Annotated in this window: 23 protein-coding genes and 3 tRNA genes; 15 read left to right on the top strand and 11 right to left on the bottom strand. The window is 55.9% G+C overall.

All coding sequences use genetic code 11. The annotated features are described in order from the left end of the window. Positions 1 to 113 precede the first annotated feature (113 nt). On the top strand, positions 114 to 1,367 hold the full coding sequence (gene amiC / locus SK50_RS19825; protein WP_045344620.1) for an N-acetylmuramoyl-L-alanine amidase AmiC: 1,254 nt from the start codon (positions 114 to 116) through the stop codon (positions 1,365 to 1,367). 89 nt (positions 1,368 to 1,456) lie between these two features. On the opposite strand, the gene SK50_RS19820 is transcribed toward amiC, so the two are convergent. From SK50_RS19820 to SK50_RS19810, 3 genes are all read right to left on the bottom strand, one after another. Continuing rightward, positions 1,457 to 1,533, bottom strand: a tRNA-Met gene (locus SK50_RS19820). Between the two features lie 44 nt (positions 1,534 to 1,577). Continuing rightward, a tRNA-Met gene (locus tag SK50_RS19815) sits at positions 1,578 to 1,654 on the bottom strand. Positions 1,655 to 1,698: 44 nt separating this feature from the next. After that, positions 1,699 to 1,775: transfer RNA gene (locus SK50_RS19810), tRNA-Met, on the bottom strand. Between the two features lie 208 nt (positions 1,776 to 1,983). On the opposite strand from SK50_RS19810, the gene mltA reads away from it, so the two are divergent. Both mltA and tcdA read left to right on the top strand, forming a co-directional pair. Then, the gene (mltA, locus tag SK50_RS19805; RefSeq protein ID WP_040118048.1) at positions 1,984 to 3,081 is read left to right on the top strand and encodes a murein transglycosylase A; all 1,098 of its coding nucleotides are present in this window, start codon (positions 1,984 to 1,986) and stop codon (positions 3,079 to 3,081) included. Positions 3,082 to 3,156: 75 nt separating this feature from the next. Next, the gene (gene tcdA, locus SK50_RS19800; protein WP_006811804.1) at positions 3,157 to 3,963 is read left to right on the top strand and encodes a tRNA cyclic N6-threonylcarbamoyladenosine(37) synthase TcdA; all 807 of its coding nucleotides are present in this window, start codon (positions 3,157 to 3,159) and stop codon (positions 3,961 to 3,963) included. Here tcdA and csdE read toward each other — a convergent pair. After that, positions 3,954 to 4,400: a cysteine desulfurase sulfur acceptor subunit CsdE gene (gene csdE, locus SK50_RS19795; RefSeq protein ID WP_017382839.1), complete on the bottom strand. Its 447-nt coding sequence runs from the start codon at positions 4,398 to 4,400 to the stop codon at positions 3,954 to 3,956. The genes tcdA and csdE overlap by 10 nt on opposite strands. Next, positions 4,400 to 5,605 carry a cysteine desulfurase CsdA gene (gene csdA, locus SK50_RS19790; RefSeq protein WP_032619123.1) on the bottom strand — a complete coding sequence of 402 codons (1,206 nt, stop codon included), beginning with the start codon at positions 5,603 to 5,605 and terminating at the stop codon, positions 4,400 to 4,402. Before csdA ends, csdE begins: the two co-directional genes overlap by 1 nt. Before the next feature lie 191 nt (positions 5,606 to 5,796). Between csdA and SK50_RS19785 the strand changes: the two genes are divergently transcribed. From SK50_RS19785 to rlmM, 4 genes are all read left to right on the top strand, one after another. Beyond that, positions 5,797 to 6,024: a YgdI/YgdR family lipoprotein gene (locus SK50_RS19785; protein WP_015571738.1), complete on the top strand. Its 228-nt coding sequence runs from the start codon at positions 5,797 to 5,799 to the stop codon at positions 6,022 to 6,024. 350 nt (positions 6,025 to 6,374) lie between these two features. Next, positions 6,375 to 7,292 carry a glycine cleavage system transcriptional regulator GcvA gene (gene gcvA / locus SK50_RS19780; RefSeq protein ID WP_003862758.1) on the top strand — a complete coding sequence of 306 codons (918 nt, stop codon included), beginning with the start codon at positions 6,375 to 6,377 and terminating at the stop codon, positions 7,290 to 7,292. Between the two features lie 39 nt (positions 7,293 to 7,331). Next, on the top strand, positions 7,332 to 7,727 hold the full coding sequence (locus SK50_RS19775) for a DUF423 domain-containing protein (protein ID WP_003862756.1): 396 nt from the start codon (positions 7,332 to 7,334) through the stop codon (positions 7,725 to 7,727). Continuing rightward, positions 7,720 to 8,820, top strand: coding sequence for a 23S rRNA (cytidine(2498)-2'-O)-methyltransferase RlmM (rlmM, locus tag SK50_RS19770; protein ID WP_003862754.1), 1,101 nt, complete (start codon positions 7,720 to 7,722; stop codon positions 8,818 to 8,820). Before SK50_RS19775 ends, rlmM begins: the two co-directional genes overlap by 8 nt. Positions 8,821 to 8,877: 57 nt before the next feature. Here the strand turns inward: rlmM and xni are convergent, their stop codons facing one another. The 5 genes from xni to queF all read right to left on the bottom strand — a co-directional run bounded on the left by xni (position 8,878) and on the right by queF (position 15,293). After that, on the bottom strand, positions 8,878 to 9,633 hold the full coding sequence (gene xni / locus SK50_RS19765; protein ID WP_045344488.1) for a flap endonuclease Xni: 756 nt from the start codon (positions 9,631 to 9,633) through the stop codon (positions 8,878 to 8,880). A 112-nt stretch (positions 9,634 to 9,745) separates the two neighbouring features. Continuing rightward, on the bottom strand, positions 9,746 to 11,113 hold the full coding sequence (locus SK50_RS19760) for an L-serine ammonia-lyase (RefSeq protein ID WP_015571736.1): 1,368 nt from the start codon (positions 11,111 to 11,113) through the stop codon (positions 9,746 to 9,748). A gap of 62 nt (positions 11,114 to 11,175) precedes the next feature. Continuing rightward, a complete protein-coding gene (locus SK50_RS19755) occupies positions 11,176 to 12,465 on the bottom strand; it encodes an HAAAP family serine/threonine permease (protein WP_048229848.1) in 1,290 nt (429 codons plus the stop codon). 504 nt (positions 12,466 to 12,969) lie between these two features. Beyond that, a complete protein-coding gene (gene ppnN / locus SK50_RS19750; RefSeq protein ID WP_003862748.1) occupies positions 12,970 to 14,334 on the bottom strand; it encodes a nucleotide 5'-monophosphate nucleosidase PpnN in 1,365 nt (454 codons plus the stop codon). 116 nt (positions 14,335 to 14,450) lie between these two features. After that, positions 14,451 to 15,293, bottom strand: coding sequence for an NADPH-dependent 7-cyano-7-deazaguanine reductase QueF (queF, locus tag SK50_RS19745; protein ID WP_015571734.1), 843 nt, complete (start codon positions 15,291 to 15,293; stop codon positions 14,451 to 14,453). A gap of 69 nt (positions 15,294 to 15,362) precedes the next feature. Between queF and syd the strand changes: the two genes are divergently transcribed. From syd to SK50_RS19700, 8 genes are all read left to right on the top strand, one after another. Beyond that, complete coding sequence (gene syd, locus SK50_RS19740; RefSeq protein WP_032619128.1) at positions 15,363 to 15,908, top strand: SecY-interacting protein; 546 nt, start codon at positions 15,363 to 15,365, stop codon at positions 15,906 to 15,908. Between the two features lie 632 nt (positions 15,909 to 16,540). Further along, positions 16,541 to 16,870 carry a YqcC family protein gene (locus SK50_RS19730; RefSeq protein ID WP_017382834.1) on the top strand — a complete coding sequence of 110 codons (330 nt, stop codon included), beginning with the start codon at positions 16,541 to 16,543 and terminating at the stop codon, positions 16,868 to 16,870. Next, a complete protein-coding gene (truC, locus tag SK50_RS19725) occupies positions 16,867 to 17,652 on the top strand; it encodes a tRNA pseudouridine(65) synthase TruC (RefSeq protein ID WP_023295347.1) in 786 nt (261 codons plus the stop codon). The genes SK50_RS19730 and truC overlap by 4 nt, the downstream gene beginning before the upstream one ends. 15 nt (positions 17,653 to 17,667) lie before the next feature. Then, the gene (locus SK50_RS19720) at positions 17,668 to 18,117 is read left to right on the top strand and encodes a flavodoxin (RefSeq protein WP_023295346.1); all 450 of its coding nucleotides are present in this window, start codon (positions 17,668 to 17,670) and stop codon (positions 18,115 to 18,117) included. Between the two features lie 308 nt (positions 18,118 to 18,425). Next, complete coding sequence (gene gudP / locus SK50_RS19715; RefSeq protein WP_017692746.1) at positions 18,426 to 19,781, top strand: galactarate/glucarate/glycerate transporter GudP; 1,356 nt, start codon at positions 18,426 to 18,428, stop codon at positions 19,779 to 19,781. Next, on the top strand, positions 19,781 to 21,121 hold the full coding sequence (locus tag SK50_RS19710) for an enolase C-terminal domain-like protein (protein ID WP_003862733.1): 1,341 nt from the start codon (positions 19,781 to 19,783) through the stop codon (positions 21,119 to 21,121). Before gudP ends, SK50_RS19710 begins: the two co-directional genes overlap by 1 nt. A 15-nt stretch (positions 21,122 to 21,136) precedes the next feature. Next, the gene (gudD, locus tag SK50_RS19705) at positions 21,137 to 22,474 is read left to right on the top strand and encodes a glucarate dehydratase (RefSeq protein ID WP_032619132.1); all 1,338 of its coding nucleotides are present in this window, start codon (positions 21,137 to 21,139) and stop codon (positions 22,472 to 22,474) included. 77 nt (positions 22,475 to 22,551) lie between these two features. After that, entirely contained in the window at positions 22,552 to 23,697 is a 1,146-nt protein-coding gene (locus SK50_RS19700) for a glycerate kinase (RefSeq protein WP_045344490.1), read from the top strand. A 50-nt stretch (positions 23,698 to 23,747) separates the two neighbouring features. Here SK50_RS19700 and barA read toward each other — a convergent pair whose 3' ends face one another. Then, complete coding sequence (barA, locus tag SK50_RS19695; protein ID WP_017692749.1) at positions 23,748 to 26,507, bottom strand: two-component sensor histidine kinase BarA; 2,760 nt, start codon at positions 26,505 to 26,507, stop codon at positions 23,748 to 23,750. Between the last annotated feature and the right edge of the window lie 17 nt (positions 26,508 to 26,524).

The raw sequence follows: 26,524 nt of genomic DNA, 5'->3' as shown, positions 1-26,524 counted from the left end.
TTAACGTATGATTGTTTACCCTTTTATAGATGACAGTTTATGCGTCATTCGTTAAAGTTTTCGGTCAATTTGGGCGTTTTGTTCATCAATCAGATTTCTTGCTCGGGAGAAGCATGTCGGGATCCAATTCAGCAATAAGCCGCCGCCGCCTGTTAAAAGGGGCCGGGGCGATGTGGTTGCTTAGCGTCAGCCAGGTGGGTCTTGCCGCCACAAGCCAGGTAGTCGCGGTGCGCGTCTGGCCGTCGTCGACCTATACGCGCGTGACGGTCGAGTCCAATCGCGTGCTGAAATACAAGCAATTTGCCCTCAGCAATCCTGAACGTGTGGTGGTTGATCTCGAAGGTGTAAACCTCAACTCCGTGCTTAAAGGCATGGCAGCTCAGATCCGTGGCGACGATCCCTTTATCAAATCGGCGCGCGTCGGGCAGTTCGATCCGCAAACCGTGCGCATGGTGTTTGAGCTGAAGCAGAACGTGAAACCTCAGCTCTTTGCCCTTGCGCCTGTAGCCGCCTTTAAGGAGCGTCTGGTGATGGATCTCTATCCGGCGAATGCGACGGATATTCAGGATCCGCTTCTGGCATTACTTGAGGATTACAACAAAGGCGATCTCGACAGCCAGGTTCCGCCAGCGCAAAGTGGCCCACAGCCGGGCAAGGCGGGGCGCGATCGCCCGATTGTGATCATGCTCGATCCTGGCCACGGCGGAGAAGATTCCGGCGCCGTCGGGAAATATCGCACCCGCGAAAAAGATGTGGTGCTGCAAATTGCCCGTCGTCTGAAGGCGTTGATCGACAAAGAGGGCAATATGCGCGCCTACATGACGCGCAACGAAGATGTCTTTATCCCGCTGAAGGTCCGCGTGGCAAAAGCGCAAAAGCAGCGCGCGGATCTGTTTGTCTCTATTCACGCGGATGCCTTCACCAGCCGCCAGCCGAGTGGATCTTCAGTGTTTGCCCTGTCAACAAAAGGGGCGACCAGCACCGCCGCGAGATACCTGGCGGACACGCAGAACGCCTCGGATTTAATTGGTGGCGTGAGCAAAAGTGGCGACCGTTACGTCGACCATACGATGTTTGATATGGTGCAGTCGCTGACCATTACCGACAGCCTGAAGTTTGGTAAAGCGGTGCTGGGCAAGCTGGGCCGGGTCAACAAGCTGCACAAAAACAGCGTCGAGCAGGCCGGATTTGCGGTACTGAAAGCGCCAGATATTCCATCCATTCTGGTCGAAACCGCGTTTATCAGTAACGTGGAAGAGGAACGTAAGCTCAAGACGGTTAAATTCCAGCAGGAAGTGGCGGAGTCGATTCTGGCGGGGATCCGGGCCTACTTCTCAGACGGGGAAACGCTGGCGCGGCGGGGGTAGGGCATTAAGCCGGGTATCATGCCCGGCATTTTCACAAACGCCAGATACAAAAAAACACCCTTCAGGGTGTTTATTGTTTTAAGAAGTGTTGGTTGCGGGGGCCGGATTTGAACCGACGACCTTCGGGTTATGAGCCCGACGAGCTACCAGGCTGCTCCACCCCGCGTCCGTCTTTCTACACTTGTAGAAACTTACTTCTTCAAATTTGATTGGTTGCGGGGGCCGGATTTGAACCGACGACCTTCGGGTTATGAGCCCGACGAGCTACCAGGCTGCTCCACCCCGCGTCCGTCTTTCTACAGTCGTAGAAGATACTTCATCAAATTTTAATTGGTTGCGGGGGCCGGATTTGAACCGACGACCTTCGGGTTATGAGCCCGACGAGCTACCAGGCTGCTCCACCCCGCGTCCGTGGAAGCGCACTATACTCGGATAGGTTTGTGATGCAACCCCTTTTTCACATAATTCATTATTTTGTATGCAAAATGAACGGCAAAAGCTACTTTGGACTATTTTTTGTGCAGAATTTGCCAAAGGGAAGGTGATTGCATTTCATTAACACGGTGGGTTTGTTATCTTCATCTCGCGGAATTGGGCAACTAAAAGACGAGATATAATGAAAGGACGTTGGGCGAAGTATCTGATGACAGGCGCAATGGTGGCGATTCTTGCGGCCTGCTCTTCCAAACCGACCGATCGCGGTCAACAGTATAAAGACGGGAAGTTATCCCAGCCTTTCTCTTTAGTTAACCAGCCAGACGCCGTGGGCGCTCCGATCAATGCCGGAGACTTCTCCGAGCAGGTCTACCAGATCCGCACTGCTTCTCCGCGTTTATACGGTTCGCAGAACAACGTCTATAGCGCCGTGCAGGACTGGCTGCGTGCAGGCGGTGATACCCGCAATATGCGCCAGTTTGGTATCGATGCCTGGCAGATGGAGGGGGCGGATAACTACGGTAACGTCCAGTTTACCGGTTACTACACTCCGGTTGTCCAGGCGCGCCACACACGCCAGGGCGAGTTCCAGTATCCCATTTACCGTATGCCGCCGAAACGCGGTCGTCTGCCGTCCCGCGCCGAGATCTACGCTGGCGCGCTGAGCGAAAATTACGTGCTGGCCTACAGCAACTCGCTGATGGACAACTTCATTATGGACGTGCAGGGCAGCGGCTATATTGATTTTGGCGACGGCTCGCCGCTGAACTTCTTTAGCTACGCCGGGAAAAATGGCCATGCCTATCGCAGCATCGGTAAGGTGCTCATCGACCGTGGCGAAGTGAAACGAGAAGATATGTCGATGCAGGCGATCCGCGAGTGGGGCGAAAAACACAGCGAAGCGGAAGTGCGTGAGCTGCTTGAGCAGAACCCATCGTTTGTCTTCTTCAAACCGCAGAACTTTGCGCCGGTGAAAGGGGCGAGCGCCGTCCCGCTGATTGGCCGCGCTTCTGTGGCATCGGATCGTTCGATTATCCCGGCAGGTACTACGCTGCTGGCGGAAGTTCCACTCCTCGACAACAACGGCAAATTCAATGGCAAGTATGAATTACGCCTGATGGTGGCGCTGGACGTGGGTGGGGCGATCAAAGGCCAGCACTTCGACATTTATCAGGGCATCGGCCCGGATGCCGGCCATCGTGCAGGCTGGTATAACCACTACGGACGCGTGTGGGTGCTGAAGACAGCGCCGGGTACCGGAAACGTATTCAGCGGCTGATTGTGGTATTCTGAGGGCAAGACGGATTACGGTTCAGGGTGAGGAATACCTCACCCTTTTTACATCTGAGGTTTTATGTCTGTGGTAATCAGCGATGCCTGGCGCCAGCGTTTCGGCGGCACGGCACGGTTATATGGTGAAAAAGCCCTGCAACTGTTCGCGGATGCGCATGTCTGCGTGGTGGGCATTGGTGGTGTGGGTTCGTGGGCGGCAGAAGCGCTGGCGAGAACCGGCATTGGCGCAATTACGTTGATTGATATGGATGACGTCTGCGTCACTAACACTAACCGTCAGATCCACGCCCTGCGTGATAACGTCGGTCTGGCGAAGTCCGAGGTGATGGCGGAGCGTATTCGTCTCATCAACCCGGAGTGTAGGGTGACGGTGATCGACGACTTTGTGACGGCAGATAACGTCGCGGAGTACATGAGCAAAGGCTACAGCTATGTGATTGATGCCATCGACAGCGTGCGGCCAAAAGCGGCGCTGATCGCTTACTGTCGTCGTTACAAGGTGCCGCTGGTGACAACGGGCGGCGCGGGTGGACAAATTGATCCGACGCAGATCCAGGTGGCGGATCTGGCGAAAACCATTCAGGATCCGCTGGCCGCTAAGCTGCGCGAGCGCTTAAAAAGCGACTTCAACGTGGTGAAAAATAGCAAAGGCAAGCTGGGCGTGGACTGTGTGTTCTCGACAGAAGCGCTGGTTTATCCGCAGGCGGATGGTTCGGTCTGTGCAATGAAAAGCACGGCGGAAGGGCCAAAGCGGATGGATTGTGCCTCAGGGTTTGGAGCGGCCACCATGGTGACCGCCTCCTTCGGCTTTGTGGCGGTCTCTCACGCCCTGAAGAAGATGATGGCGAAGGCGGAACGTCAGGCCTGAGCCTGACGGGCGGCATCCAGTACCGCGTCGTTTAGCGCAATCAGTCCCTGACCGCGCGAGGCGCTAAGCTGCGCGCGAAGTCCCAGCTCATCAAACAGCGCCAGCGGAGAATGCGCCAGCAGTTCTGCGGCGCTTTTCCCTTCGATTGCGGTCAACAGCACCGCCAGCAGACCGCGAACAATGCGTCCCTCGCTGTCGCCGAAGAAATGCAGTTTCTCACCGGATACGCTAAACCCAAGCCAGACGCGGTTCTCGCAGCCTGCGATCTCCTTCGCCTGTGATTTCAGCTCGTCTGACAGCGTGGGCAACTGTTTACCCAGCAGGATCAGCTGACGATATTTATCTTCCCACTGCGTGAGCGGGACGAAGGTCTGTTTTAACGTCTCTTCAGTAATAACGGTGCCGAACGGGTGTCCGGCTAAAGCTGAACTTGTCATTAATCCACCAGTAATTCCAGGGCGCGGTCGACGGCGGAAACCAGCGCCTCGACGTCGCTTTTTGTATTATACGGTGCAAACGAGGCGCGCAGGGTACCGCTTACGCCAATGGCCGCCAGCAGCGGCTGGGCGCAGTGCTGTCCGGCACGCAGGGCAATGCCATATCCGGCAAGCAACGTCACCATGTCGCTATGGTGCACGCCCGCGAAATCAAAGGCGAGCAGGCTGGAGTCCTGGACGCGGAACGAGCGAAAACCCGGACGTTTTTTCAGTTCTTCTTCCGCCAGCGTCGCCAGACCCCGGCTCCAGCTTTCAGCCTGAACCACGTCCGTTTCTGCCAACCATTCGAGCGCTGCGCTCAGACCGATAACCCCGGCCACGTTTGGGGTACCGGCTTCCAGGCGGTAGGGTACATCCTGCGTTTTAAAACCGTCGAAGGTGACTTCGGTAATCATCTTGCCGCCGCCGAGCCACGGCGTCATCCGGGCCAGCAGTTCAGCTTTGCCGTACAGCGCGCCGATACCGGTTGGCCCGTACAATTTGTGTCCTGAGAAGGCATAGAAGTCGATATCCAGCGCCTGAACGTCAGCCGGAAAATGCACCACACCCTGCGCACCGTCGACCATCACCACCACGCCGCTGGCATGGGCAATCTCAATGGCACGCGCCAGATCCGGGCAGCCGCCGGTGACGTTGGACATCTGCCCCAGCGCCAGAATACGGCTGCGCGGCGTAATCAGCTCAGGCAGACGCGCCACGTCAGGCAGGAAGTCCGCACCCAACGGGAGCTTTACAACCTGTGCCCCGGTTTGTTCGGCCACCATCAGCCAGGGTACCAGGTTGGCGTGGTGTTCCGCCTCGCTGACGATGATCTCATCCCCGGGCTGCAACAGCGGACGCGCGTAACATTGCGCCACCATGTTAATGGCCTCGGTGGTGCCCCGCGTCCAGACGATGTTCTTACCGCTGTCAGCATTGATCAGGCGCGCGACCTGATCCCGTGCGGCTTCGTATTGCGCCGTTAAGCGCTGCGCGTCGGCATACTGGCTGCGGTGCACGTTCCCGGCGCTCAGGCTGTAAAACTGGCGGGTTGCCTCAATCACCGCCTGCGGTTTAAGGGCCGTGGCGGCGCTATCAAGATAAATGCCGGCATCGGCCAGCGCAGGAAACTGTGCGCGAAACTGCGCAGGACTGAAAGCGTTCATGGAATTCCTCATATCGATTCTACGATCGTCGCGCAAATTCATCGGCAGGGCAAGGAAGTTGATATCTATCAGATTTGTCTGCTTATCCTGGCGAGTCTGAAAAAGCAGGTTATGCTAAATAGTGTTAGGCGGATGTTTTAGCCTGTTATAAATCGAGGTTTGAATAGCATTAATTGCTAAAGGAGATAATCATGAAAAAGACAGCTGCAATCATTTCTGCCTGTGCGTTGACCTTTGCCCTGAGCGCCTGTTCTGGTAATAACTACGTAATGCATACCAACGATGGTCGATCTATCGTCTCTGAAGGGAAACCGACAACCGATAATGATACCGGGATGATTTCATACAAAGATGCTAACGGGAACAAACAGCAGATCAACCGCAGTGACGTGAAAGAGATGAAGGAAATCGAGCATTAACAGTTAGATAAGCGAAAAAAAAGCACCGCAAGTTGGCGGTGCTACATTAATCACTATGGACAGACAGGGTAAATGTACAGGAAGTGAAAAATTGGTAGCGTTGCTACCGTGGTCTGAATCGCAGACCAATTGCAAACACAACAACACAACATCACAACCGTAAGCCAAAAGCCCTTCAGAACACGCATTCCAAAAAAAGCTTTTCGTTCCGGCTCAGGAAGTGCCGCCACTATAGGTATTTGCTGGTAGTTCCTCAACGGACAAATTATAATGGCTCAGATAAAAAAAACTAATAGGTTAAACGTTGTTTCCTATATGTTAAATCTCGTTAACATCTAAGCCAGATAACCATGTCCAAGCGATTGCCACCCCTAAATGCATTACGTGTTTTTGATGCAGCAGCACGCCACCTCAGCTTCACCCGCGCAGCCGATGAGCTTTTTGTGACACAGGCCGCAGTAAGTCATCAAATCAAGTCTCTGGAGGATTTTCTGGGGCTTAAGCTGTTCCGTCGACGCAACCGTTCGTTGCTGTTGACCGAAGAGGGGCAGAGCTATTTTCAGGATATTAAAGAGATTTTTTCCCAGCTGACGGAAGCCACGCGCAAACTTCAGGCCCGGAGCGCAAAAGGCGCCCTGACTGTGAGTTTATTGCCCAGTTTTGCCATTCAGTGGCTGGTGCCGCGACTCTCAAGCTTTAACTCAACTTATCCGGGAATCGATGTCCGAATCCAGGCGGTGGACCGTCAGGAAGACAAGCTGGCAGATGATGTGGACGTGGCGATTTTTTACGGTCGCGGTAACTGGCCGGGCTTGCGTGTGGAAAAATTATACGCAGAATATCTGTTGCCGGTCTGTTCACCGCTGCTGCTGACGGGGGATAAAGCGCTCAAAACGCCCGCCGATCTGGCGCAACATACGCTTTTGCACGATGCTTCGCGTCGCGACTGGCAAACTTATACCCGCCAGTTAGGTCTTAATCATATAAACGTGCAGCAGGGTCCCATTTTTAGCCACAGCGCGATGGTGCTACAGGCTGCTATTCACGGGCAGGGCGTGGCGTTGGCAAACAACGTTATGGCGCAGTCCGAAATTGAGGCAGGCCGTCTGGTTTGCCCATTTAACGATGTACTGGTCAGCAAGAATGCATTTTATCTGGTTTGTCATGACAGTCAGGCAGAACTGGGTAAAATAGCCGCTTTCCGGCAGTGGATACTGGCGAAAGCGGCAAGCGAGCAAGAAAAATTCCGCTTCAGGTATGAACAATAACGTTTGTGTGCCGGGCACGCATCAATTCAGGACTTAAACATGACCAGCCGATTCATGCTGATTTTCGCCGCGGTGAGTGGCTTTATTTTTGTAGCTCTGGGCGCGTTTGGCGCGCATGTCTTAAGCAAATCTCTGGGCGTTGTGGAGATGGGTTGGATCCAGACCGGCCTTGAATATCAGGCGTTCCACACGCTGGCGATTTTTGGGCTGGCGGTGGCGATGCAGCGCCGCATCAGCATCTGGTTTTACTGGAGCAGCGTCTTTCTGGCGCTGGGTACCGTACTGTTCAGCGGCAGTCTTTACTGTCTGGCGCTGTCGCATTTACGCCTGTGGGCGTTTGTTACACCTGTCGGCGGCGTCAGCTTCCTGGCGGGTTGGGTGTTAATGTTTATCGGAGCTATCCGTCTGAAACGCAAGGGCGTTGTTCATGAATAAGGTTGTTTTATATTGTCGCCCGGGGTTTGAGAAAGAGTGCGCCGCGGAAATCACCGATAAAGCGGCGAAGCGTGAAGTCTTTGGATTCGCTCGCGTCAAAGAGAACGCGGGCTATGTGGTATTTGAATGCTATCAGCCTGATGATGCCGACAAGCTGGCGCGCGAACTGCCGTTCAGCTCATTGATTTTCGCCCGTCAGATGTTTGTCGCGGGCGAACTGCTGAAAGATCTTCCGCCGGAAGATCGCATCACGCCGATTGTTGGCCTGTTGCAGGGTGTGGTGGAGAAGGGCGGCGATTTGCGCGTGGAAGTGGCCGACACCAACGAAAGCAAAGAGCTGATGAAGTTCTGCCGTAAGTTCACCGTGCCGCTGCGCGCGGCGCTGCGTGATGCGGGTGTGCTGACAAACTACGAAACGCCAAAGCGCCCGGTCGTGCATATCTTCTTTATTGCGCCAGGATGTTGCTACGCCGGCTACTCGTATACCACCAATAATTCGCCGTTCTTTATGGGGATCCCGCGTCTGCGCTTCCCGGCAGATGCGCCGAGCCGTTCAACCCTGAAGCTGGAAGAGGCGTTTCACGTCTTTATCCCGGCGGACGAGTGGGACGAACGTCTGGCAAACGGCATGTATGCCGTCGACCTTGGCGCGTGCCCGGGCGGCTGGACCTATCAGCTGGTGAAACGCAATATGTGGGTTTCGTCTGTGGATAACGGCCCGATGGCGCAAAGCCTGATGGATACCGGGCAGGTCACCTGGCTGCGTGAGGACGGCTTCCGCTATCGCCCGAACCGCAACAACATCTCCTGGATGGTGTGCGACATGGTAGAAAAACCGGCGAAAGTCGCGGCGCTGATGGCCTCCTGGCTGGTGAACGGCTGGTGTCGTGAGACGATTTTCAACCTCAAGCTGCCGATGAAAAAGCGCTACGAAGAGGTGTCGCAGAACCTGGCCTATATTCAGCAGCAGCTGGACGAACACGGGATTAACGCGGAAATCCAGGCGCGTCAGCTTTATCACGACCGCGAAGAAGTGACGGTCCATATCCGTCGCTGGTGGGCGGCAGTGGGTGGGCGTCGCGACGAGCGATAACGTTTGTAACGCCCGGTGGCGCTGCGCTTACCGGGCCTACAAAATCGTGTAGTTGTTTTAACGTTCTAACCTTAACTGCTGTAAATTCCCGTCCAGCTGTAAATCCGTCTGTAGCGTCGCCACCTCCCGGCAGATAAACGCCATCTCTTTATGCGCCTCCAGCTTTTTGCGCCATTTTTCCGGCACTTCATCAAGCCTGGCGTAAATTCCTTCCAGACTCTGAAACTCCGTCAGCAGCTGTGCGGCGCTTTTGGGTCCAATACCGGCGACACCCGGCACTTTAGAGCTGCTGATCCCCGCCAGCCCCCAGTAATCCGGCAGTTGCTCAGGCGATACGCCAAACTCGCTGGCAATGAATGGCGCGTCCAGCCAGCGTTTTTGAAAGTAGTCCCGGATGCGGATCGTTGGAGAGAGCAGCTGGCAGTAGCCTTTGTCGGTTGAAACGATAGTCGCCTGATGCCCGGCGCTCGCGACTTTAACCGCCAGCGTTGCGGCTAAATCGTCAGCCTCATTACCGTAGGCGCCCCAGCACGGAACGCCGCGCTGCTCAAAGGCCGCGCGGATAGCGGGCATTTCTGCGTGCAGATCGTCCGGCATTGGCGCACGTCCGGCTTTGTAGTCCGGCAGGCGCTGGTGCCGCCAGCCGGTATTGCGTGCTTCATCGTCGAATACGGCAACAGCGTGGGTGGGTTCGCTATGGCGAATGAGCTGCTCCAGCGCGTGTAAACAGGTGTCCTTGCAGGGGGTGCCCTGTACCGCATGAATACGGCGAATCAGGTTAAGTGCATCGACGATAAGCAAATGAACGGCCACAGATAATCTCCCTTCTGTCTAATGGGGGAAGGGTAACACTGAGCGCAGCATGAAACTATGAATGGTGGGGAAAACAGGAAGAAGCCTCGCAAAACGAGGCTTCCTGAGAGGCTTAATCGCAGGTGACGATCTTCATCGCCAGGCCACCGCGGGAGGTTTCGCGGTATTTGGCGTTCATATCTTTACCGGTTTCGTACATGGTTTCGATAACCTTGTCGAGGCAGACGCGCGGTTCGCTGGTACGACGCAGCGCCATACGGGCCGCGTTCACCGCTTTCACAGAGGCGATGGCGTTACGCTCGATGCATGGCACCTGGACCTGTCCGCCGACCGGATCGCAGGTCAGCCCCAGGTTATGTTCCATGCCGATTTCCGCCGCAATACAAACCTGCGCAGGACTTGCGCCCAGTAATTCGGCCAGACCCGCCGCCGCCATAGAGCAGGCGACGCCCACTTCACCCTGACAGCCCACTTCCGCGCCGGAAATCGAGGCGTTCATCTTGTACAGTGAGCCAATCGCACTGGCGACCAGCATATACCGCGCGAGTGAGTTTGCATTCACTTCACGGATAAACTTGTCGTAATACGCCAGAACCGCCGGAACAATTCCGCACGCCCCGTTGGTTGGCGCGGTGACGACGCGGCCACCCGCGGCGTTCTCTTCGTTCACCGCCAGCGCGAACATGTTGATCCAGTCGACGACGGCCATCGGGTCGGTGGTGGTTTTGTCGGTGCTGACCAGCATGCGGCGCAGCGCAGCCGCACGACGCGGAACACGCAGTTTACCCGGCAGCACGCCTTCGGTGGTGATCCCGCGCTCAATGCCGCTGCGCATCACTTCCCAGACGTTAGCGAAGTGCTGTTCCAGCTCCTCTTTGCTGTGCAGGGCCAGCTCGTTTTTCATCATCAGGCCGGAGAGAGAAAGCCCTGTCTCCTGGCAGTGACGCTGTAAGTCGGCCGCGTTTTTGTAAGGGTACGGCACATCAACGGCAGAATTGGTGCTTTGACCAAAATGGTCCTCGTCGACGATAAACCCGCCGCCGATGGAGTAATACGTCTGGCTGTAAACCGCTTTGTCTCCGGCCAGCGCGGTAATGCGCATGCCATTCTCGTGCAGCGACAGGTTATCCGCATGGAAATTCATGCAGTGATCAACCGGGAATTCAACCTCATGCTCGCCGTTCGCCAGCAGCAAACGACCGTGGGTGTTCACGTCCTGGATAAAGCCAGGTATTGCATCAATATCAACGGTATCCGGCAGATTACCCGCCAGCCCCATGATAATGGCAATATCGGTATGGTGGCCTTTACCGGTCAGGGAAAGGGAACCATATACATCGACAACCACGCGGGTGATGTCGTGCAAAATGCCGCGTGCAATCAAGTCATCCGTGAATTGTTTACCGGCTTTCATTGGTCCGACGGTGTGAGAGCTGGAAGGACCAATACCGATTTTGAAGATATCGAATACGCTAATCATGATGCGTCCATTGCTTCAGTCAGAGGGGAGAAGTGCGCCGTCCGCAGACGGCGCAGAAGGTATTAGCTGAACAGCGAGTAGAAAATAGCGGAGATGGCAATCAGGCCCATCACAACAACGAACACGTTGCTGATATGGCCGCTGTATTTACGCATCGCAGGCACTTTCTGAATCGCGTACATCGGCATCAGGAACAGGATCATCGCGATAATCGGGCCGCCCAGGGTTTCAATCATGCCCAGAATGCTTGGGTTCAGGGTGGCTACCGCCCAGGTGGTTACCAGCATGAACAGCGCAGTGATTTTGTTCAGACGGTTGATTTCAATGGTCTTGCCTTTACCACGCAGAGATTTAATCACCATGCCGTTGAAGCCTTCACGTGCGCCCAGGTAGTGGCCCAGGAAGGATTTGGTGATGGCGATAATTGCGATGATCGGCGCCATCCACGCAATCAGCGGTGCGTTAAAGTGGTTTGCCAGGTAAGACAGAATAGAGATGTTCTGCTCTTTCGCCGCCGCCAGATCCGCCGGGGAGAGGCTCAGCACGCAGCTGAACACGAAGAACATTACGGTCAGTACCATCATGATGTGCGCGCGAGCCAGGATGCTGGAGCACTTGTTCTCTGCGCCATTGCCGTACTCTTCACGCTTCGCTACTGCGAAGGAAGAGATGATTGGCGAGTGGTTGAAGGAGAACACCATCACCGGGATCGCCAGCCACAGGGTCAGCAGCAGACCGTTGCCGGTCGTGGATGCGCTGCTCAGAGACAGGGTTTCCAGCGCAGCGCCGTTCCACTGTGGGATCAGGTACAGAGCCAGCACCATCAGAGCCGCAACAAACGGGAACACCAGCACGCTCATCGCTTTCACAATCATCTGCTCGCCGAAGCGCACGATGGTCATCATACCGACGATCAGGATCAGGGACAGAATCGCACGCGGCGGCGGGGTCATCTGAAGCTGGTGCATCATAAAGCTTTCTACGGTGTTGGTGATAGCAACGCTGTACACCAGCAGAATCGGGTAAATCGCGAAGAAGTAGAGCAGGGTAATCAGCTTACCTGCGCCGACGCCGAAGTGTTCTTCAACGACTTCAGTGATATCTTCGCCCGGGTTTTTACCGGACAGCACGAAGCGGGTCAGGCCTCGGTGCGCAAAGAAGGTCATCGGGAAGGCGATGAGGGCCATGATGATCAGCGGGATCATACCGCCGACACCTTCGTTGATAGGAAGGAACAGTACACCAGCGCCGATTGCTGTGCCGTACAGGCCAAGCATCCACATGGTATCCGTTTTGCGCCAACCGCTTCGGGATTCAATCGAAGCAACGGTGCTGGTTTGAGTGGTTTCCATCTGTATCTCCTGGAGGAAGCAAATTGTCAGGTTTTTAGTCAAATCCGATGAAAAAGCGCCTGACGGTAATATGAAATTCGTTCAGTGACGGTTTTTTAATAATTTTTGCCCGTAACTATTGGCGGGCGGAAAGATACATTCTAGTTATGAATCTATCAGTGATCGCGATCCCAAATGCAATAATCCACTTGTGATGTGGGTATCTTTAGACCATTTATCTGTTAAAAAAACATCTAAGAGAATTTACGGGCGCGAAGGCTACCATTAACGACATGTTTTCGAAAAGGTCGACCCGCGAGATAGGTGTCTTTCGCTGTAAAGAAATGGGATTTTAGGATTTTCTGGCGGGTAATTTCGATTAAGACTGATTATTTACGGTTTCAAAAACGAGGTAATCGTTTGCGCAGGCGTCAGATTTGTTAATAACATTGAAGATCGCTATGTATTGCAACACGAATAAAAAAGCCGGATGACGATCCGGCTTGAGAGGAGAGGAATGTCGCTTTACTTGATGATTTCGTAACACGGAATATAGGCAGAGCCTGGAAGCTTCATGCGGTGCTGAGCGACAAAGCCCTGCAACATATCATCCATGCGGCGCATCATCTCCGGATCACCGTGGATCTTATACGGGCCAAACTCTTCAATTGCGCGTATCCCCACCTCTTTCACGTTCCCCGCCACGATGCCAGAGAAGGCGCGACGCAGGTCGGCAGCCAGCACTTCCACCGGCTGATCCGGATAGAGTTTGAGGTTCGCCATGTTCTCATGCGACGGCTCGAAGGGGATCTGAAGATCCGGTGCGATACGGATGGACCAGTTAAAGCTGTAGGCATCCCCGGTATCACGACGATTCTCTTTCACCAGCGGCATTGCTTTTTTCATCTGACGGGCCACTTCTGCGGCATCGTCAATAATAATGCGGTAGTGACGGCGCGCGTCTTCGCCCAGCGTATGCACGATAAACTCGTCCAGCACGCGGAAGTAGTCGGCGCTCTCTTTCGGGCCGGTCAGGATCAGCGGCAGAACCTGATCTTTGTTGGCCGGGTTCATCAGGATCCCGAGCAGATAAAGCAGCTCTTCCGCCGTACCTACGCCGCCCGGGAAGATAATAATGCCGTGCGCGATACGGACAAACGCCTCAAGACGTTTTTCGATATCCGGCATAATAATCAGTTCGTTAACCAGCGGGTTAGGCGGCTCAGCGGCGATGATCGACGGCTCGGTCATGCCGATAAAACGGCCTTCTTTATAGCGTTGCTGCGCGTGACCTACTGCCGCGCCTTTCATTGGTGCTTCCATCGCGCCAGGACCGCAACCGGTACAGATATTCAGTTCGCGCAGGCCGAGCTGCGTCCCCACGCGGCGGGCATACAGGTATTCGGTTTCGTTAATAGAGTGACCACCCCAGCAGACGACCATGTTCGGCGCTTCGCCCACGTGCAGGGCGCGGGCGTTACGCAGAATAGAGAAGACCAGGTTAGTGATATGAACGGAACTTTCCAGGTCAAGATGCTGGAAACGTCCGGCGTTGCTGATCTGTCCGTTAACAAACAGAATGTCGCGCAGCACGGCAAACAGGTTGGCCTGAAGTGAGCGAATAATACGCCCGTCGACAAAAGCGTCTTCCGGCGGGTTGATCACTTCCAGCTTCACCCCGCGCTCGCGGCGCAGCACGTTGATATCAAAACTTTCGAAGCGGGACAGCAGCTCTTTACTGTTGTCGGTCAGGCTTCCGGAGTTCAGTACGGCAAGTGAACAGTTACGAAACAGTTGATAAAGGTCGCTACTGGCGGTGCGTTTAAGCATGTCCACTTCCAGCTGCGACAACATATCCATAGAGCCAAGCGGGCTAATATGTGTAATCAAGTGAGCTCCTTATGGGACGATTATCGTCTTTCCCTGTTGATTACAATAGCCCTGGCTTATGACGTTTCACAACACTTCGGGCGGAATACCGCCCGCATATTGTGAAAATATTTATCTTACTGGCGCACCAGCCGTCCGGTGGCAGGCACAAAATCGGTATTGGTGCGCCACGGATTGATATCCAGGCCGCCGCGACGGGTGTAGCGGGCGTAAACGCTCAGCTTTTCGGGCTGGCAGAAACGCTGGATGTCGTTGAAGATGCGCTCCACGCACTGCTCGTGGAATTCGTTGTGATGACGGAATGACACCAGGTAACGCAGCAGCTTTTCACGGTCAATCTGCGGGCCGCGGTACTGGATCTGTACCGAGCCCCAGTCAGGCTGATGGGTGATAAGGCAGTTGGATTTCAGCAGATGGCTGACCAGCGTCTCGTTGACCACTTTTCCGCCCGCCGCGTTTTCCAGGTAGTCGGTGCTAAATTCATAGCTTTCCACCTCAATGTCCTGATCGTCGATGCAGGTGCCGTGGAAATGGGCGACAGGCTGTCCTTCCAGCTCATGCAGACGGTATAACGAGACGGTTACGTTCCCCTGCGCGCACGCGCTTAAATCACGTTCAAGCGTCTGTTGTACCTCGTCCCAGCTGTTGAATTTGGTCTGGTTAAAGCTGTTGAGATAGAGCTTAAAGCTCTTGGATTCGACCAGGTTTACGCTGGCGTAATCCAGCTCGACGTGGCCCACGGCCACCTGCGGCAGACCGCGCGCATTCAGCCAGGAGAGTTCGTACAGCGTCCAGATGTCGCCGCCGACAAACGGCAGCGCGTCAGCGTGCAGCCCGAGCGGATCGCGGTTCAGACTGCGCGGCACGCCCTGCAACAGGCTTGCATCGTAGGTGTCGCGGTAATCGGTCGATTTACCCAGCGTTAAGCCCGTTAACGCCTGATGATTTTCGTAAGACATGTTTCATAGCCACTTTACAGGTACACTTATGGGCTGAGTTTATCCTGTCTTACAAGAAGAGAGAAATCGGTGGATATCGAAACTGCAAATGCCCTGACGTCCTTCACGACCCGCTATTGCGATGCCTGGCATGAAAAGCGGGGGACGTGGCCGCAAAGTACTGACTTATATGGCGTGCCGTCACCGTGCATTATCGCTTCGCAGGATGATTACGTTATCTGGCAACCGAAACCGTTCACGGGCGAGCACAATGTAAATGCGGTTGAACGCGCGATGGACATTGTGATACAACCTGCGCTTCATGCATTTTATACCACGCAGTTTGCCGGGGATATGACTGCATGTTTTGCAGGACAGCCGTTGACGCTGCTGCAAACCTGGAGCGAAGACGATCTGCAACGCGTTCAGGAAAACCTCATTGGTCACCTGGTCACGCAAAAACGCCTTAAGCTCTCTCCGACTCTTTTTATTGCGACGCTCGACAGTGAACTGGACGTCATTTCTGTCTGCAACCTGTCTGGCGAGGTCATCAAAGAGACGCTCGGGACCCGCAATCGCGACGTTCTCGCGCCTTCACTTGCGGATTTTCTTACCCAAATTGAGCCGCTTCTGTAATCCATGATGCTACTGGACGTGTGAGAGATCTCTTACACGCTCTGTGAGACATCGCCGAAACAGTTAGCGTTGCCTTAGGAATTTCAGATTAATATTAACTTTTCTTTCAACAGGTTAGTGTTTTTCTGAAAGGAAATCCCCCGTTTCGCCTGGCTTACATTGCTTACAAGGTGGGTTGTAAGACGAAGCAGAATAGCGGATTCTATCTGTGTCGACAGGATGCCGACACGAGAAACGAACATCAGGATGATGGCGTTTCTTACCAGGGACACGTCAGGATGACGCCGCAGGAAGGCTTCAGGATGAAGCAAAGTGGATCACGCAGGATGCGTAAGGGACACCTCCAGGAAGGAGAACGAGAGCCGGTCAGGATGGTCGGTGGGTCAGGATGGCCAGGACGTTTCAGGATGAAACCTACACATCAGGACGATGTGAGCAGGAAGCAAAAGGTAAAGGGATGACCAGGCCTTCGGGCATCAGGAAAAGTTGTCACGGATGAGCAGGGAGCACGTATTGTAGCTGGAATGCTGCGAAACGAACCGGGAGCACTGTTTTTACAGTGCTCCCTTTTTTTATTTCTGTCTTCCGCAATGCTATGCTTCGCGCCATTCCGTTTTTCAGTTGAGGTATATATGTCGCATCATGACAACGTTCGTGCGCAGTTGCACGCCATCGAAGCCCTTATGCGCCAGCATCAGCTGTGGCAGGATAACGCGCCGCAGCCAGACGCGTTCGCCAGCACCCAACCGTTTTGTCTGGATACGCTGGCCCCGTTCGAGTGGCTCCAGTGGGTCTTAATTCCGCGTATGCACGCGCTGCTGGAAGGTGGTCACGCGTTGCCCGCGTCTTTTGCCGTCTCTCCCTATTACGAAATGGCGCTGGAAGCGACCCACCCGGCGCGTGCCATGATGCTGGTGGAGCTGGAAAAGCTCGATGCGCTTTTCGCCGGTGACGATGCATGACGCTTGAGATCCTTTATCAGGATGAGTGGTTAGTGGCGGTGAATAAACCGTCCGGCTGGCTGGTGCACCGTAGCTGGCTCGATCGCGATGAGAAAGTCGTGGTCATGCAAACCGTGCGCGATCAGATCGGTCAGCACGTCTTTACTGCCCATCGTCTGGATCGGCCAACCTCTGGCGTTCTGCTGATGGGGCTTTCCAGTGAGGCGGGTCGACTGCTTTCGCAGCAGTTTGAGCACCACCAGATGCAAAAGCGCTACCACGCCATCGTGCGTGGCTGGCTGACGGATTCCGCCACGCTTGATTATCCGCTGGTGGAGGAACTGGATAAAATCGCCGATAAATTTGCCCGCGAAGATAAAGGCCCGCAGCCTGCGGTGACCGACTATCGCGGTATGGCGACCACAGAACTGCCGGTGGCGACCAGCAAATTTCCGACCACGCGATACAGTCTGGTTGAGCTTTTGCCCAAAACCGGGCGCAAGCACCAGCTTCGCCGCCACCTTGCACATCTGCGCCACCCGATTATCGGCGACAGCAAGCACGGCGATCTGCGCCAGAACCGCAGCGCGGCCGAGCACTTTGGCTGTAACCGGCTGATGCTGCACGCCAGCGAGCTACGCCTGACGCACCCGTTTACCGGCGAACCGCTGACTATTCGCGCAGGGCTGGACGAGGTCTGGATGCAGGCGCTGTCACAGTTTGGCTGGCTGGGACAACTCCCCGAAAATGAAAGGGTTGAGTTTGCCGCAGGCAACGTTCAGGATGAACAGCAAGCGCAATAATTACGGGAGCAAAGCATGGCTGAAGTAGGCATTTTTGTCGGCACGATGTACGGCAACTCGCTGCTGGTGGCGGAGGAAGCGGAAGCAATCCTTGTAAACCAGGGCCATAAAGCAACGGTCTATGAAGATCCGGAGCTGGCGGACTGGGAAAAGTATAAAGATAAATACATTCTGGTGGTGACCTCCACCACCGGGCAGGGCGATCTGCCGGACAGCATCGTCCCGCTTTTCCAGGGCATTAAAGACCAGCTTGGCTATCAGCCAGATGTTCACTATGGCATCATCGCCCTCGGCGATAGCTCTTACGCTAATTTCTGCGGCGGCGGTAAGCAGTTCGACGCGCTGTTGCAGGAACAGAGCGCTCAGCGCGTCGGAGAGATGTTGCTGATTGATGCGGGTGAACACCCTGAGCCAGAAAGCGAGTCAAATCCCTGGGTTGAACACTGGGCAACGCTCCTGAACTAACCCTGTACTATACAAACGCCAGGCCGGGTCAGGCGTAGCCGCCACCCGGCATTACACCCCGCCCCAAACGCCATTTCCGTGAACCACCTTCCACTCCTCTGGGCTTATGCCCTAAACAACCTCCCTCACGCCCTTCAATACTGTGTTTTTGCACGGTGAGGTGAAGAGGCACTCCTTCATATACTTTTCCCGTCACTATAAAACGGCTTCTGGCCGTACCAAAACCAAACACAAATCTCTCATTCTGATTACCCTACAGGTGCTGTACAGAATGAACCAGGCGAAAGCTATGTTTCAGGAGTGCAACAATGAGTACATTAAGCCACGCGGCGAGCAGCGCTGAGAAGCGCACCAACGCCCGCTACTGGATAGTGGTGATGCTGTTTATCGTCACCTCTTTCAACTACGGCGACCGTGCCACGTTATCCATTGCCGGCTCTGAGATGGCAAAGGACATCGGACTTGATCCGGTGGGTATGGGTTATGTTTTCTCCGCATTTTCATGGGCCTACGTAATCGGCCAAATCCCTGGCGGCTGGCTGCTGGACCGCTTTGGTTCAAAACGGGTCTATTTCTGGTCCATTTTCATCTGGTCGATGTTTACCCTGTTACAGGGCTTCGTGGATATCTTCAGCGGCTTCGGCATTATCATTGCGCTCTTTACCCTCCGCTTCCTGGTGGGCTTAGCGGAAGCGCCATCGTTCCCTGGCAACAGCCGTATTGTGGCCGCCTGGTTCCCGGCACAGGAGAGGGGAACGGCGGTAGCCATCTTTAACTCGGCGCAATACTTTGCGACGGTTATTTTCGCGCCAATCATGGGCTGGCTGACGCACGAAGTGGGCTGGTCGCACGTCTTCTTCTTCATGGGCGGGCTGGGGATCGTCATCAGCTTCATCTGGCTGAAAGTGATCCACGAACCAAACCAGCATCCGGGCGTGAACAAGAAAGAGCTGGACTACATTGCTGAAGGTGGGGCGCTGATCAACATGGATCAGAAAACCCAGAAAGCTAAAGTTCCGTTCAGCCAGAAATGGGGGCAGATCAAACAGCTCGTCGGCTCACGGATGATGATCGGTATCTATCTCGGCCAGTACTGCATTAACGCCTTAACCTACTTCTTCATCACCTGGTTCCCGGTTTACCTGGTGCAGGCGCGTGGGATGTCGATTCTGAAGGCGGGGTTTGTCGCCTCCGTGCCGGCCATCTGCGGCTTCGTGGGTGGGGTGCTTGGCGGGGTCATCTCCGACTGGCTGATGCGTCGTACCGGTTCGCTGAATATTGCGCGTAAAACGCCAATCGTACTCGGCATGCTGCTCTCCATGACCATGGTTTTCTGTAACTACGTCAGCGCGGAGTGGATGATTATCGGCTTTATGGCGATGGCCTTCTTCGGTAAAGGCATTGGCGCACTGGGCTGGGCGGTGATGGCAGATACCGCGCCGAAAGAGATCAGCGGCCTGAGCGGCGGTCTGTTCAACATGTTTGGCAACATTTCCGGCATTGTCACCCCAATCGCTATCGGTTACATCGTCGGCAGCACCGGCTCCTTCAACGGCGCTCTGATTTATGTAGGCGTCCATGCGCTGGTGGCGGTACTCAGTTACCTGGTGCTGGTGGGTGACATCAAACGAATCGAACTGAAACCTGTTGGGGAGCGCGGATGATGACAACGCAATCAAGCCCGATCGTGACGGAGATGAAGGTCATTCCGGTGGCGGGGCAGGACAGCATGCTGCTCAACATTGGTGGCGCGCATAACGCCTGGTTCACCCGCAATATTGTGGTGCTGACCGACAGCGCAGGGAATACCGGCGTCGGGGAAGCGCCTGGCGGAGAGGTGATTTACCAGACGCTGGTCGACGCTATCCCGCAGGTGGTTGGGCAGGAGGTCGCCCGCCTGAACAAGGTGGTTCAGCGGGTGCATAAGGGCAACCAGTCGGCGGATTTTGATACCTTCGGCAAAGGCGCCTGGACGTTTGAACTGCGCGTTAACGCGGTGGCGGCGCTGGAGGCGGCTCTCCTCGATTTACTGGGCAAGGCGCTGAACGTGCCGGTCTGCGAACTGCTGGGGCCAGGCAAACAGCGTGATGCGGTAACGGTGCTGGGCTATCTGTTCTACGTTGGCGACCGGACGAAAACCGATCTGCCGTATCTGGAACGCTCGCCGGGCAGCCACGAGTGGTATCACCTGCGTCATCAGGAGGCGCTCTCTGGCGAAGCGGTGGTACGCCTGGCAGAGGCGGCGCAGGATCGCTACGGCTTTAAAGACTTCAAGCTGAAAGGCGGCGTTCTGCCGGGCGAGCAGGAGATTGACAGCGTGCGCGCGTTGAAAAAACGCTTCCCGGAGGCACGCATCACCGTCGATCCGAACGGCGCCTGGCTGCTGGATGAAGCTATCGCGCTGTGCAAAGGGCTGGGCGACGTGCTGACCTACGCGGAAGATCCGTGCGGCGCCGAGCAGGGCTTTTCTGGTCGCGAGGTGATGGCCGAATTCCGCCGCGCTACCGGGCTGCCGGTTGCGACCAACATGATCGCCACCAACTGGCGTGAAATGGGCCATGCGGTGATGCTGAATGCGGTGGACATACCGCTGGCGGACCCGCACTTCTGGACCCTTTCCGGCGCGGTGCGCGTGGCGCAGCTGTGCGATGACTGGGGGCTCACCTGGGGCTGCCACTCCAATAACCATTTTGACATTTCGCTGGCGATGTTTACCCACGTTGGCGCGGCGGCGCCGGGCAACCCGACCGCCATCGATACGCACTGGATCTGGCAGGAAGGCGAAGCGCGCCTGACCAAAAATCCACTTGAAATCAAAAATGGCACCATTGCCGTACCGGATGCGCCGGGGCTGGGCGTGGAGCTTGACTGGGATCAGATCCACAAGGCGCATGAAGCGTATAAAAAACTACCGGGCGGCGCGCGCAACGACGCAGGCCCGATGCAGTACCTTATCCCCGGCTGGACATTTGACCGTAAGCGCCCTGTATTTGGACGTCACTGATAAAAGGATCGAACGATGAGCACATTTTCTACCCCTGTAGTCACCTCCATGCAGATCATTCCTGTCGCGGGACATGACAGCATGCTGATGAACCTGAGCGGCGCCCATGCGCCGTTCTTCACCCGTAATATAGTGGTGATCAAGGACAACTCAGGGCATACCGGTGTCGGTGAAATCCCGGGCGGGGAGAAGATCCGTAAAACGCTGGAGGACGCCATTCCGCTGGTGGTGGGTAAAACGCTGGGCGAGTACAAAAATGTGCTGACTCGCGTGCGTACGACCTTTGCCGATCGTGATGCGGGTGGCCGTGGTCTGCAAACGTTTGATCTGCGCACCACTATTCATGTGGTCACGGGCATTGAAGCCGCGATGCTGGATCTGCTGGGCCAGCATCTGGGCGTCAATGTCGCCTCCCTGCTGGGAGACGGCCAACAGCGCAGCGAAGTGGAAATGCTCGGCTACCTGTTCTTTATCGGCAACCGCAAACTCACCCCGCTGCCGTACCAGAGCCAGCCGGACGAAAAATGCGACTGGTATCGTGTGCGTCACGATGAAGCGATGACTCCGGACGCGGTAGTGCGCCTGGCGGAAGCCGCGTATGAAAAATATGGCTTTAATGACTTCAAGCTGAAAGGCGGCGTACTGGCAGGTGAAGAAGAAGCAGAGGCGATCGCCGCGCTGGCGAAGCGCTTCCCGCAGGCGCGCGTCACGCTGGATCCGAACGGTGCCTGGTCGCTTGATGAGGCGATAAAAATCGGTAAGCAGCTCAAAGGCGTGCTGGCCTACGCGGAAGATCCGTGCGGCGCAGAGCAGGGTTTCTCCGGACGTGAAGTGATGGCGGAGTTCCGTCGCGCCACCGGGCTGCCAACAGCTACCAACATGATCGCGACCGACTGGCGTCAGATGGGGCACACGCTCTCGCTGCAATCGGTGGACATTCCGCTGGCAGACCCGCACTTCTGGACGATGCAGGGTTCGGTTCGCGTGGCGCAGATGTGCCATGAGTTCGGCCTGACCTGGGGCTCGCACTCCAACAACCACTTCGACATCTCGCTGGCGATGTTCACCCACGTGGCGGCCGCTGCGCCGGGCAACATTACCGCCATCGACACCCACTGGATCTGGCAGGAGGGCAACCAGCGCCTGACCAAACAGCCGTTTGAGATTAAAGGCGGCATGGTACAAGTTCCTGCTACGCCGGGGCTGGGCGTTGAGCTGGATATGGACCAGGTCATGAAAGCGCATGAGCTGTACCAGAAACATGGCCTGGGCGCGCGTGATGACGCGCTGGCGATGCAATACCTGATCCCAGAGTGGACATTCGACAATAAACGTCCGTGCATGGTACGATAAGCGCATTGGGACCGCTCCCATGAGTGGTCCCTTACGTGGTGTATGCTTAACGTAACTAACATGCGTAAGGATGGCTTATGAAAATTGTTATCGCTCCGGACTCGTATAAGGAAAGCTTGAGCGCGCTGGAGGTGGCGACGGCGATAGAGGTCGGTTTTCGCGAAATTTTCCCGTCAGCGGACTATGTCAAATTACCGGTTGCCGATGGTGGCGAAGGGACGGTGGAAGCGATGGTGGCAGCCACGCATGGGCGTCTTGTCCATGTTCCCGTTACCGGACCTTTGGGTGAACGGGTGGAAGGGTTTTTCGGGTTATCCGGAGACGGGAAAAGCGCCTTTATCGAGATGGCGGCAGCGAGCGGTCTGGAGCTTGTTGCTCCCGCAAAGCGTAACCCGTTAATCACCACATCCTGGGGAACCGGGGAACTGATCCGTCATGCGCTGGATGCGGGCGTTAAGCATATCATTATTGGCATTGGAGGCAGCGCGACCAATGACGGTGGCGCAGGCATGGTGCAGGCGCTGGGCGTAAAACTGCTGGATGCGAAAGCGCAGCCCGTTGGGCCGGGCGGTGGCGAACTGGCAAGCCTTGCGCATATCGATCTTAGCGGGCTGGATAAGCGGCTGGCAGACTGTCGAATTGAAGTGGCCTGCGATGTAACCAACCCCCTGATCGGCGAGACTGGCGCTTCTGCGGTATTTGGTCCGCAGAAAGGGGCGACGCCGGAGATGGTCAGTACGCTGGACAACGCGCTTGCGCATTACGCAAAAATTATCGCCCGGGATCTGGATATTGACGTCTTAAACCTGGCGGGCGGCGGTGCGGCTGGCGGAATGGGGGCGGCGCTGTATGCATTTTGCGGCGCACAGCTCCGTCAGGGGATTGAGATTGTCACCGATGCCCTGCATCTTGATGAACAGGTCGCGGATGCCGATCTGGTGATCACGGGCGAAGGGCGTATCGACAGCCAGACGATCCACGGCAAAGTGCCCGTTGGCGTGGCGAGAGTCGCGAAACGCTATAACAAGCCGGTTATCGGCATTGCCGGCAGCCTGACGGCGGATGTTGGCGTGGTGCATGAGCACGGACTGGATGCCGTATTCAGCGTGATTTACACCATCTGCTCGCTGGAGGACGCGCTGGAAAATGCGCAACAGAATGTACAGATGGCCGCAAGGAATATTGCGGCGGTGATAAAGATGGGGCAGGGGATGTCGCGTTAACGTTCGTGCTCCTGTAAGCCCGGTAAGCGAAGCGCCACCGGGCTTTGGTCTTAGCTCCCCAACACCTTCATTGCTTCCCGCGTCACGTTGTCCATCTCGTCCAGCAGCTCCAGGAACTCCGGTTCGAGATCGGATTCTGGCGTACCCGCGCGGAGCTGCTGTTCAAGCAACTGGCAGAGATTTTTCAACCGCGGTACGCCGCTGTAGCCGCAGCTGCCGTGCAGTTTATGAATGGCTTCCAGCAGTCCTTCGGGGTTTTCACCCACCAGCTGTTCTTCAACCTTGTTACGGATCTCAGGCAGGAAGTCCACCAGCATTTGCAGCATATCGCGGGCCAGATCCGGTTTGCCCGCCGCCTGGCGCAGCGCCAGTTGCCAGTCAAACGTGGCATTCTGGTTAACGCTGATCTCCGGCGATTCAGCTGTAATGGTGTATGTCCCGCCAATGTGCCCCGGCTTGTAGCGCAGCAGCAGGCTGTGCAGCTTCTCTTCGTCGATCGGTTTCGCCAGATAATCGTTCATGCCCGCACCCAGCAGTTTCTCCTTTTGCCCCGCCATCGCGTGCGCCGTCACGGCAATCACCGGCGTCTGCTGCTGGTGCGGAAGCTGGCGAATCAACTCGCAGGCGCGGATGCCATCCATGCCCGGCATCTGAATATCCATCAGGATCAGGTCGAACTGCATCTGTTTGGCTTGTTCCACGGCTTCGGCGCCGCTGGTACACAGCTCAACATGCTGAACCTGATCCTCAAGCAGCACGCCAATCAGCTTCAGGTTCGCCGGGTTATCGTCCACGGCCATCACCGTCATCGGCAGCTTATGTTCGTCGTTTTCCAGCGGCAGGGACTGATGCGTCAGACGGCAATATTCGGTCAGCGCAGGTAACAGCCGTGTGGCGGTGAGGGGTTTCAGCAGACACGCCGCCGCTCCGTCGTTTTTCAGCTCTTCGGCGTTGATTTGGGCGTGGCACGGCAGCGCCAGCAGCAGGTAGTCCGTCATTGAGGCCGCCTTCGCCAGGCGTTCCTGCTGCATGGTCAGTTCTCCGGTAAACGTCACCGGAATCCCCAACAACAGGATATCGTAATGATCGTTAGCCAGCGCGGAGAAGGTCGGGCTGTAGATGACCTCCAGCGGCGTGCTGCTTAATACATCCAGCGTACACTGCGCCGCCGCGGCGTTCGGTTCCACATAGGCCAGACGCATCCCTTTCAGGCAGCCGGTGACCGGGCCGTCGGTCTGCACGTTCGGGTTAAGATCAAGGTTGATATGGAACCAGAAGGTTGAGCCCCGGTTAGGCTGGCTGTGGAAGGAGATATCGCCTCCCATCTCTTTCACCAGCTTTTGGGTGATCACCAGCCCCAGGCCCGTTCCGCCGTGACGACGGGAAATGCTCGCATCGGCCTGGCGGAAAGCCTGGAACAGACGCGTCTGATCGCGCTCCGGAATACCGATGCCGGTATCCCGGATCTGCACTTCAATCTGGACTTTGTTATTACTGAGCGCCCTTTTTTCGACCAGAATGTCGATGTTGCCGCTCTCGGTGAACTTAATCGCGTTGCCCACCAGATTGGTAATGACCTGTTGCAGGCGCAGCGGGTCGCCAATGACGTTATCCGGCACATCATTTTTAATATTGAGCGTCAGTTCCAGACCCTTATCATGCGATGAGTGGGCAAGAAGCGTGACCACGTCATCCAGCGTGCTGCGCAGCGGGAAGGGAATACTCTCCAGAATCAGCTTGCCCGCTTCCAGCTTCGAGAAGTCCAGTACGTCGTTAATAATGGTCAGCAGGTTGTTGGCTGAGCGTTCAATGGTATGCAGATGGTCACGCTGGGTCGGGTTCAGCTCGCTTTTGAGCGTCAGACGGGTGAAGCCAATCACCCCGTTCAGCGGCGTGCGCAGCTCGTGCGACATGTTCGCCAGGAACTCAGACTTAATTCGTGCCGCCTCCTGCGCACGTTTTTTCGCCAGATCCAGCTCCACGTTCTGGATCTCCATCTGCTCCAGCGTTTCGCGCAGGTCAGAGGTGGCCTGGTCAACGTTGTGCTGCATCTCTTCGTGATAAGCCGCCAGCGACATCGCCATTGAGTTGATGCCATTTTTCAGCATATCCAGCTCGCCGAGCATAAAGCCTTCCACGCGGCTGTCGAGCTGACCCCGGCGGATCCGGTCAACGGTATTCACCATGTTGCGGATAGGCCCGGTGACGTCGCGCATCAGTCGCCAGCCGAAGATCAGCGCGATGCCGATACAGAACAGCATCATCACGCCGGAGATGAAAATTTCTTTGTACTGCTGGAGCCGCACCGACTTGAGATCCAGCTCCAGCGCCACATATCCCAGCATATTATTGCTGGACTTCGCATCGGACTGGGCGGATTCGTCGGGTGAATAGCTTTCGGAGATAATCGGCGTGCGCAGGATCATGATATCGCCGCGCCGCAACACCGTAAGGTGACGCGGGAAGGGGGTACCCTCCGGGATTTTCAGCGACGTGGGATCCAGATGGAAATTCGAGGTGACGAACAGACGGTTATGCTCATCATAAACGGAAATGGCGCGCACGATCTCTGAATGACGGCGGTGCAGCACGCTGATTAACTGACCAATAGATTCACGGTTTTGCAGGTTCATGCCGTACTCGCTGGAGACGGCCAGCGGTTCGATAATGCTGGCCCCGGCATCTTCAAGCTGTCTCTGCAAATCGTTATAGCGATGCACCACAAAGAAAATGCTCAGCAGCAAACCGATGAGAACGGTAGGAGCGAGGATCAAAATCATCATGCGCGCGCGCAGGCTGTAGTTGGTCATGGAGTTCCGTTATGGGA

The sequence above is a fragment of the Enterobacter sp. BWH64 genome, from assembly GCF_001037645.1.
In the GTDB taxonomy this organism is placed as follows: domain Bacteria; phylum Pseudomonadota; class Gammaproteobacteria; order Enterobacterales; family Enterobacteriaceae; genus Enterobacter; species Enterobacter hormaechei_C.
This window is presented reverse-complemented; position numbering and strand designations above follow the sequence as displayed.

Bases quoted from the DNA above. Each gene is read 5' to 3' on its own strand.
- rlmM (WP_003862754.1), top strand. From the start codon at position 7,720: ATGAATAAGGTTGTTTTATATTGTCGCCCGGGGTTTGAGAAAGAGTGC.
- amiC (WP_045344620.1), top strand. From the start codon at position 114: ATGTCGGGATCCAATTCAGCAATAAGCCGCCGCCGCCTGTTAAAAGGG.
- gudD (WP_032619132.1), top strand. From the start codon at position 21,137: ATGAGCACATTTTCTACCCCTGTAGTCACCTCCATGCAGATCATTCCT.
- SK50_RS19760 (WP_015571736.1), bottom strand. From the start codon at position 11,113: ATGATTAGCGTATTCGATATCTTCAAAATCGGTATTGGTCCTTCCAGC.
- gcvA (WP_003862758.1), top strand. From the start codon at position 6,375: ATGTCCAAGCGATTGCCACCCCTAAATGCATTACGTGTTTTTGATGCA.
- SK50_RS19775 (WP_003862756.1), top strand. From the start codon at position 7,332: ATGACCAGCCGATTCATGCTGATTTTCGCCGCGGTGAGTGGCTTTATT.
- csdE (WP_017382839.1), bottom strand. From the start codon at position 4,400: ATGACAAGTTCAGCTTTAGCCGGACACCCGTTCGGCACCGTTATTACT.
- SK50_RS19710 (WP_003862733.1), top strand. From the start codon at position 19,781: ATGACAACGCAATCAAGCCCGATCGTGACGGAGATGAAGGTCATTCCG.
- SK50_RS19730 (WP_017382834.1), top strand. From the start codon at position 16,541: ATGTCGCATCATGACAACGTTCGTGCGCAGTTGCACGCCATCGAAGCC.
- SK50_RS19700 (WP_045344490.1), top strand. From the start codon at position 22,552: ATGAAAATTGTTATCGCTCCGGACTCGTATAAGGAAAGCTTGAGCGCG.
- tcdA (WP_006811804.1), top strand. From the start codon at position 3,157: ATGTCTGTGGTAATCAGCGATGCCTGGCGCCAGCGTTTCGGCGGCACG.
- barA (WP_017692749.1), bottom strand. From the start codon at position 26,507: ATGACCAACTACAGCCTGCGCGCGCGCATGATGATTTTGATCCTCGCT.
- SK50_RS19720 (WP_023295346.1), top strand. From the start codon at position 17,668: ATGGCTGAAGTAGGCATTTTTGTCGGCACGATGTACGGCAACTCGCTG.
- SK50_RS19785 (WP_015571738.1), top strand. From the start codon at position 5,797: ATGAAAAAGACAGCTGCAATCATTTCTGCCTGTGCGTTGACCTTTGCC.
- csdA (WP_032619123.1), bottom strand. From the start codon at position 5,605: ATGAACGCTTTCAGTCCTGCGCAGTTTCGCGCACAGTTTCCTGCGCTG.
- SK50_RS19755 (WP_048229848.1), bottom strand. From the start codon at position 12,465: ATGGAAACCACTCAAACCAGCACCGTTGCTTCGATTGAATCCCGAAGC.
- truC (WP_023295347.1), top strand. From the start codon at position 16,867: ATGACGCTTGAGATCCTTTATCAGGATGAGTGGTTAGTGGCGGTGAAT.
- queF (WP_015571734.1), bottom strand. From the start codon at position 15,293: ATGTCTTACGAAAATCATCAGGCGTTAACGGGCTTAACGCTGGGTAAA.
- mltA (WP_040118048.1), top strand. From the start codon at position 1,984: ATGAAAGGACGTTGGGCGAAGTATCTGATGACAGGCGCAATGGTGGCG.
- gudP (WP_017692746.1), top strand. From the start codon at position 18,426: ATGAGTACATTAAGCCACGCGGCGAGCAGCGCTGAGAAGCGCACCAAC.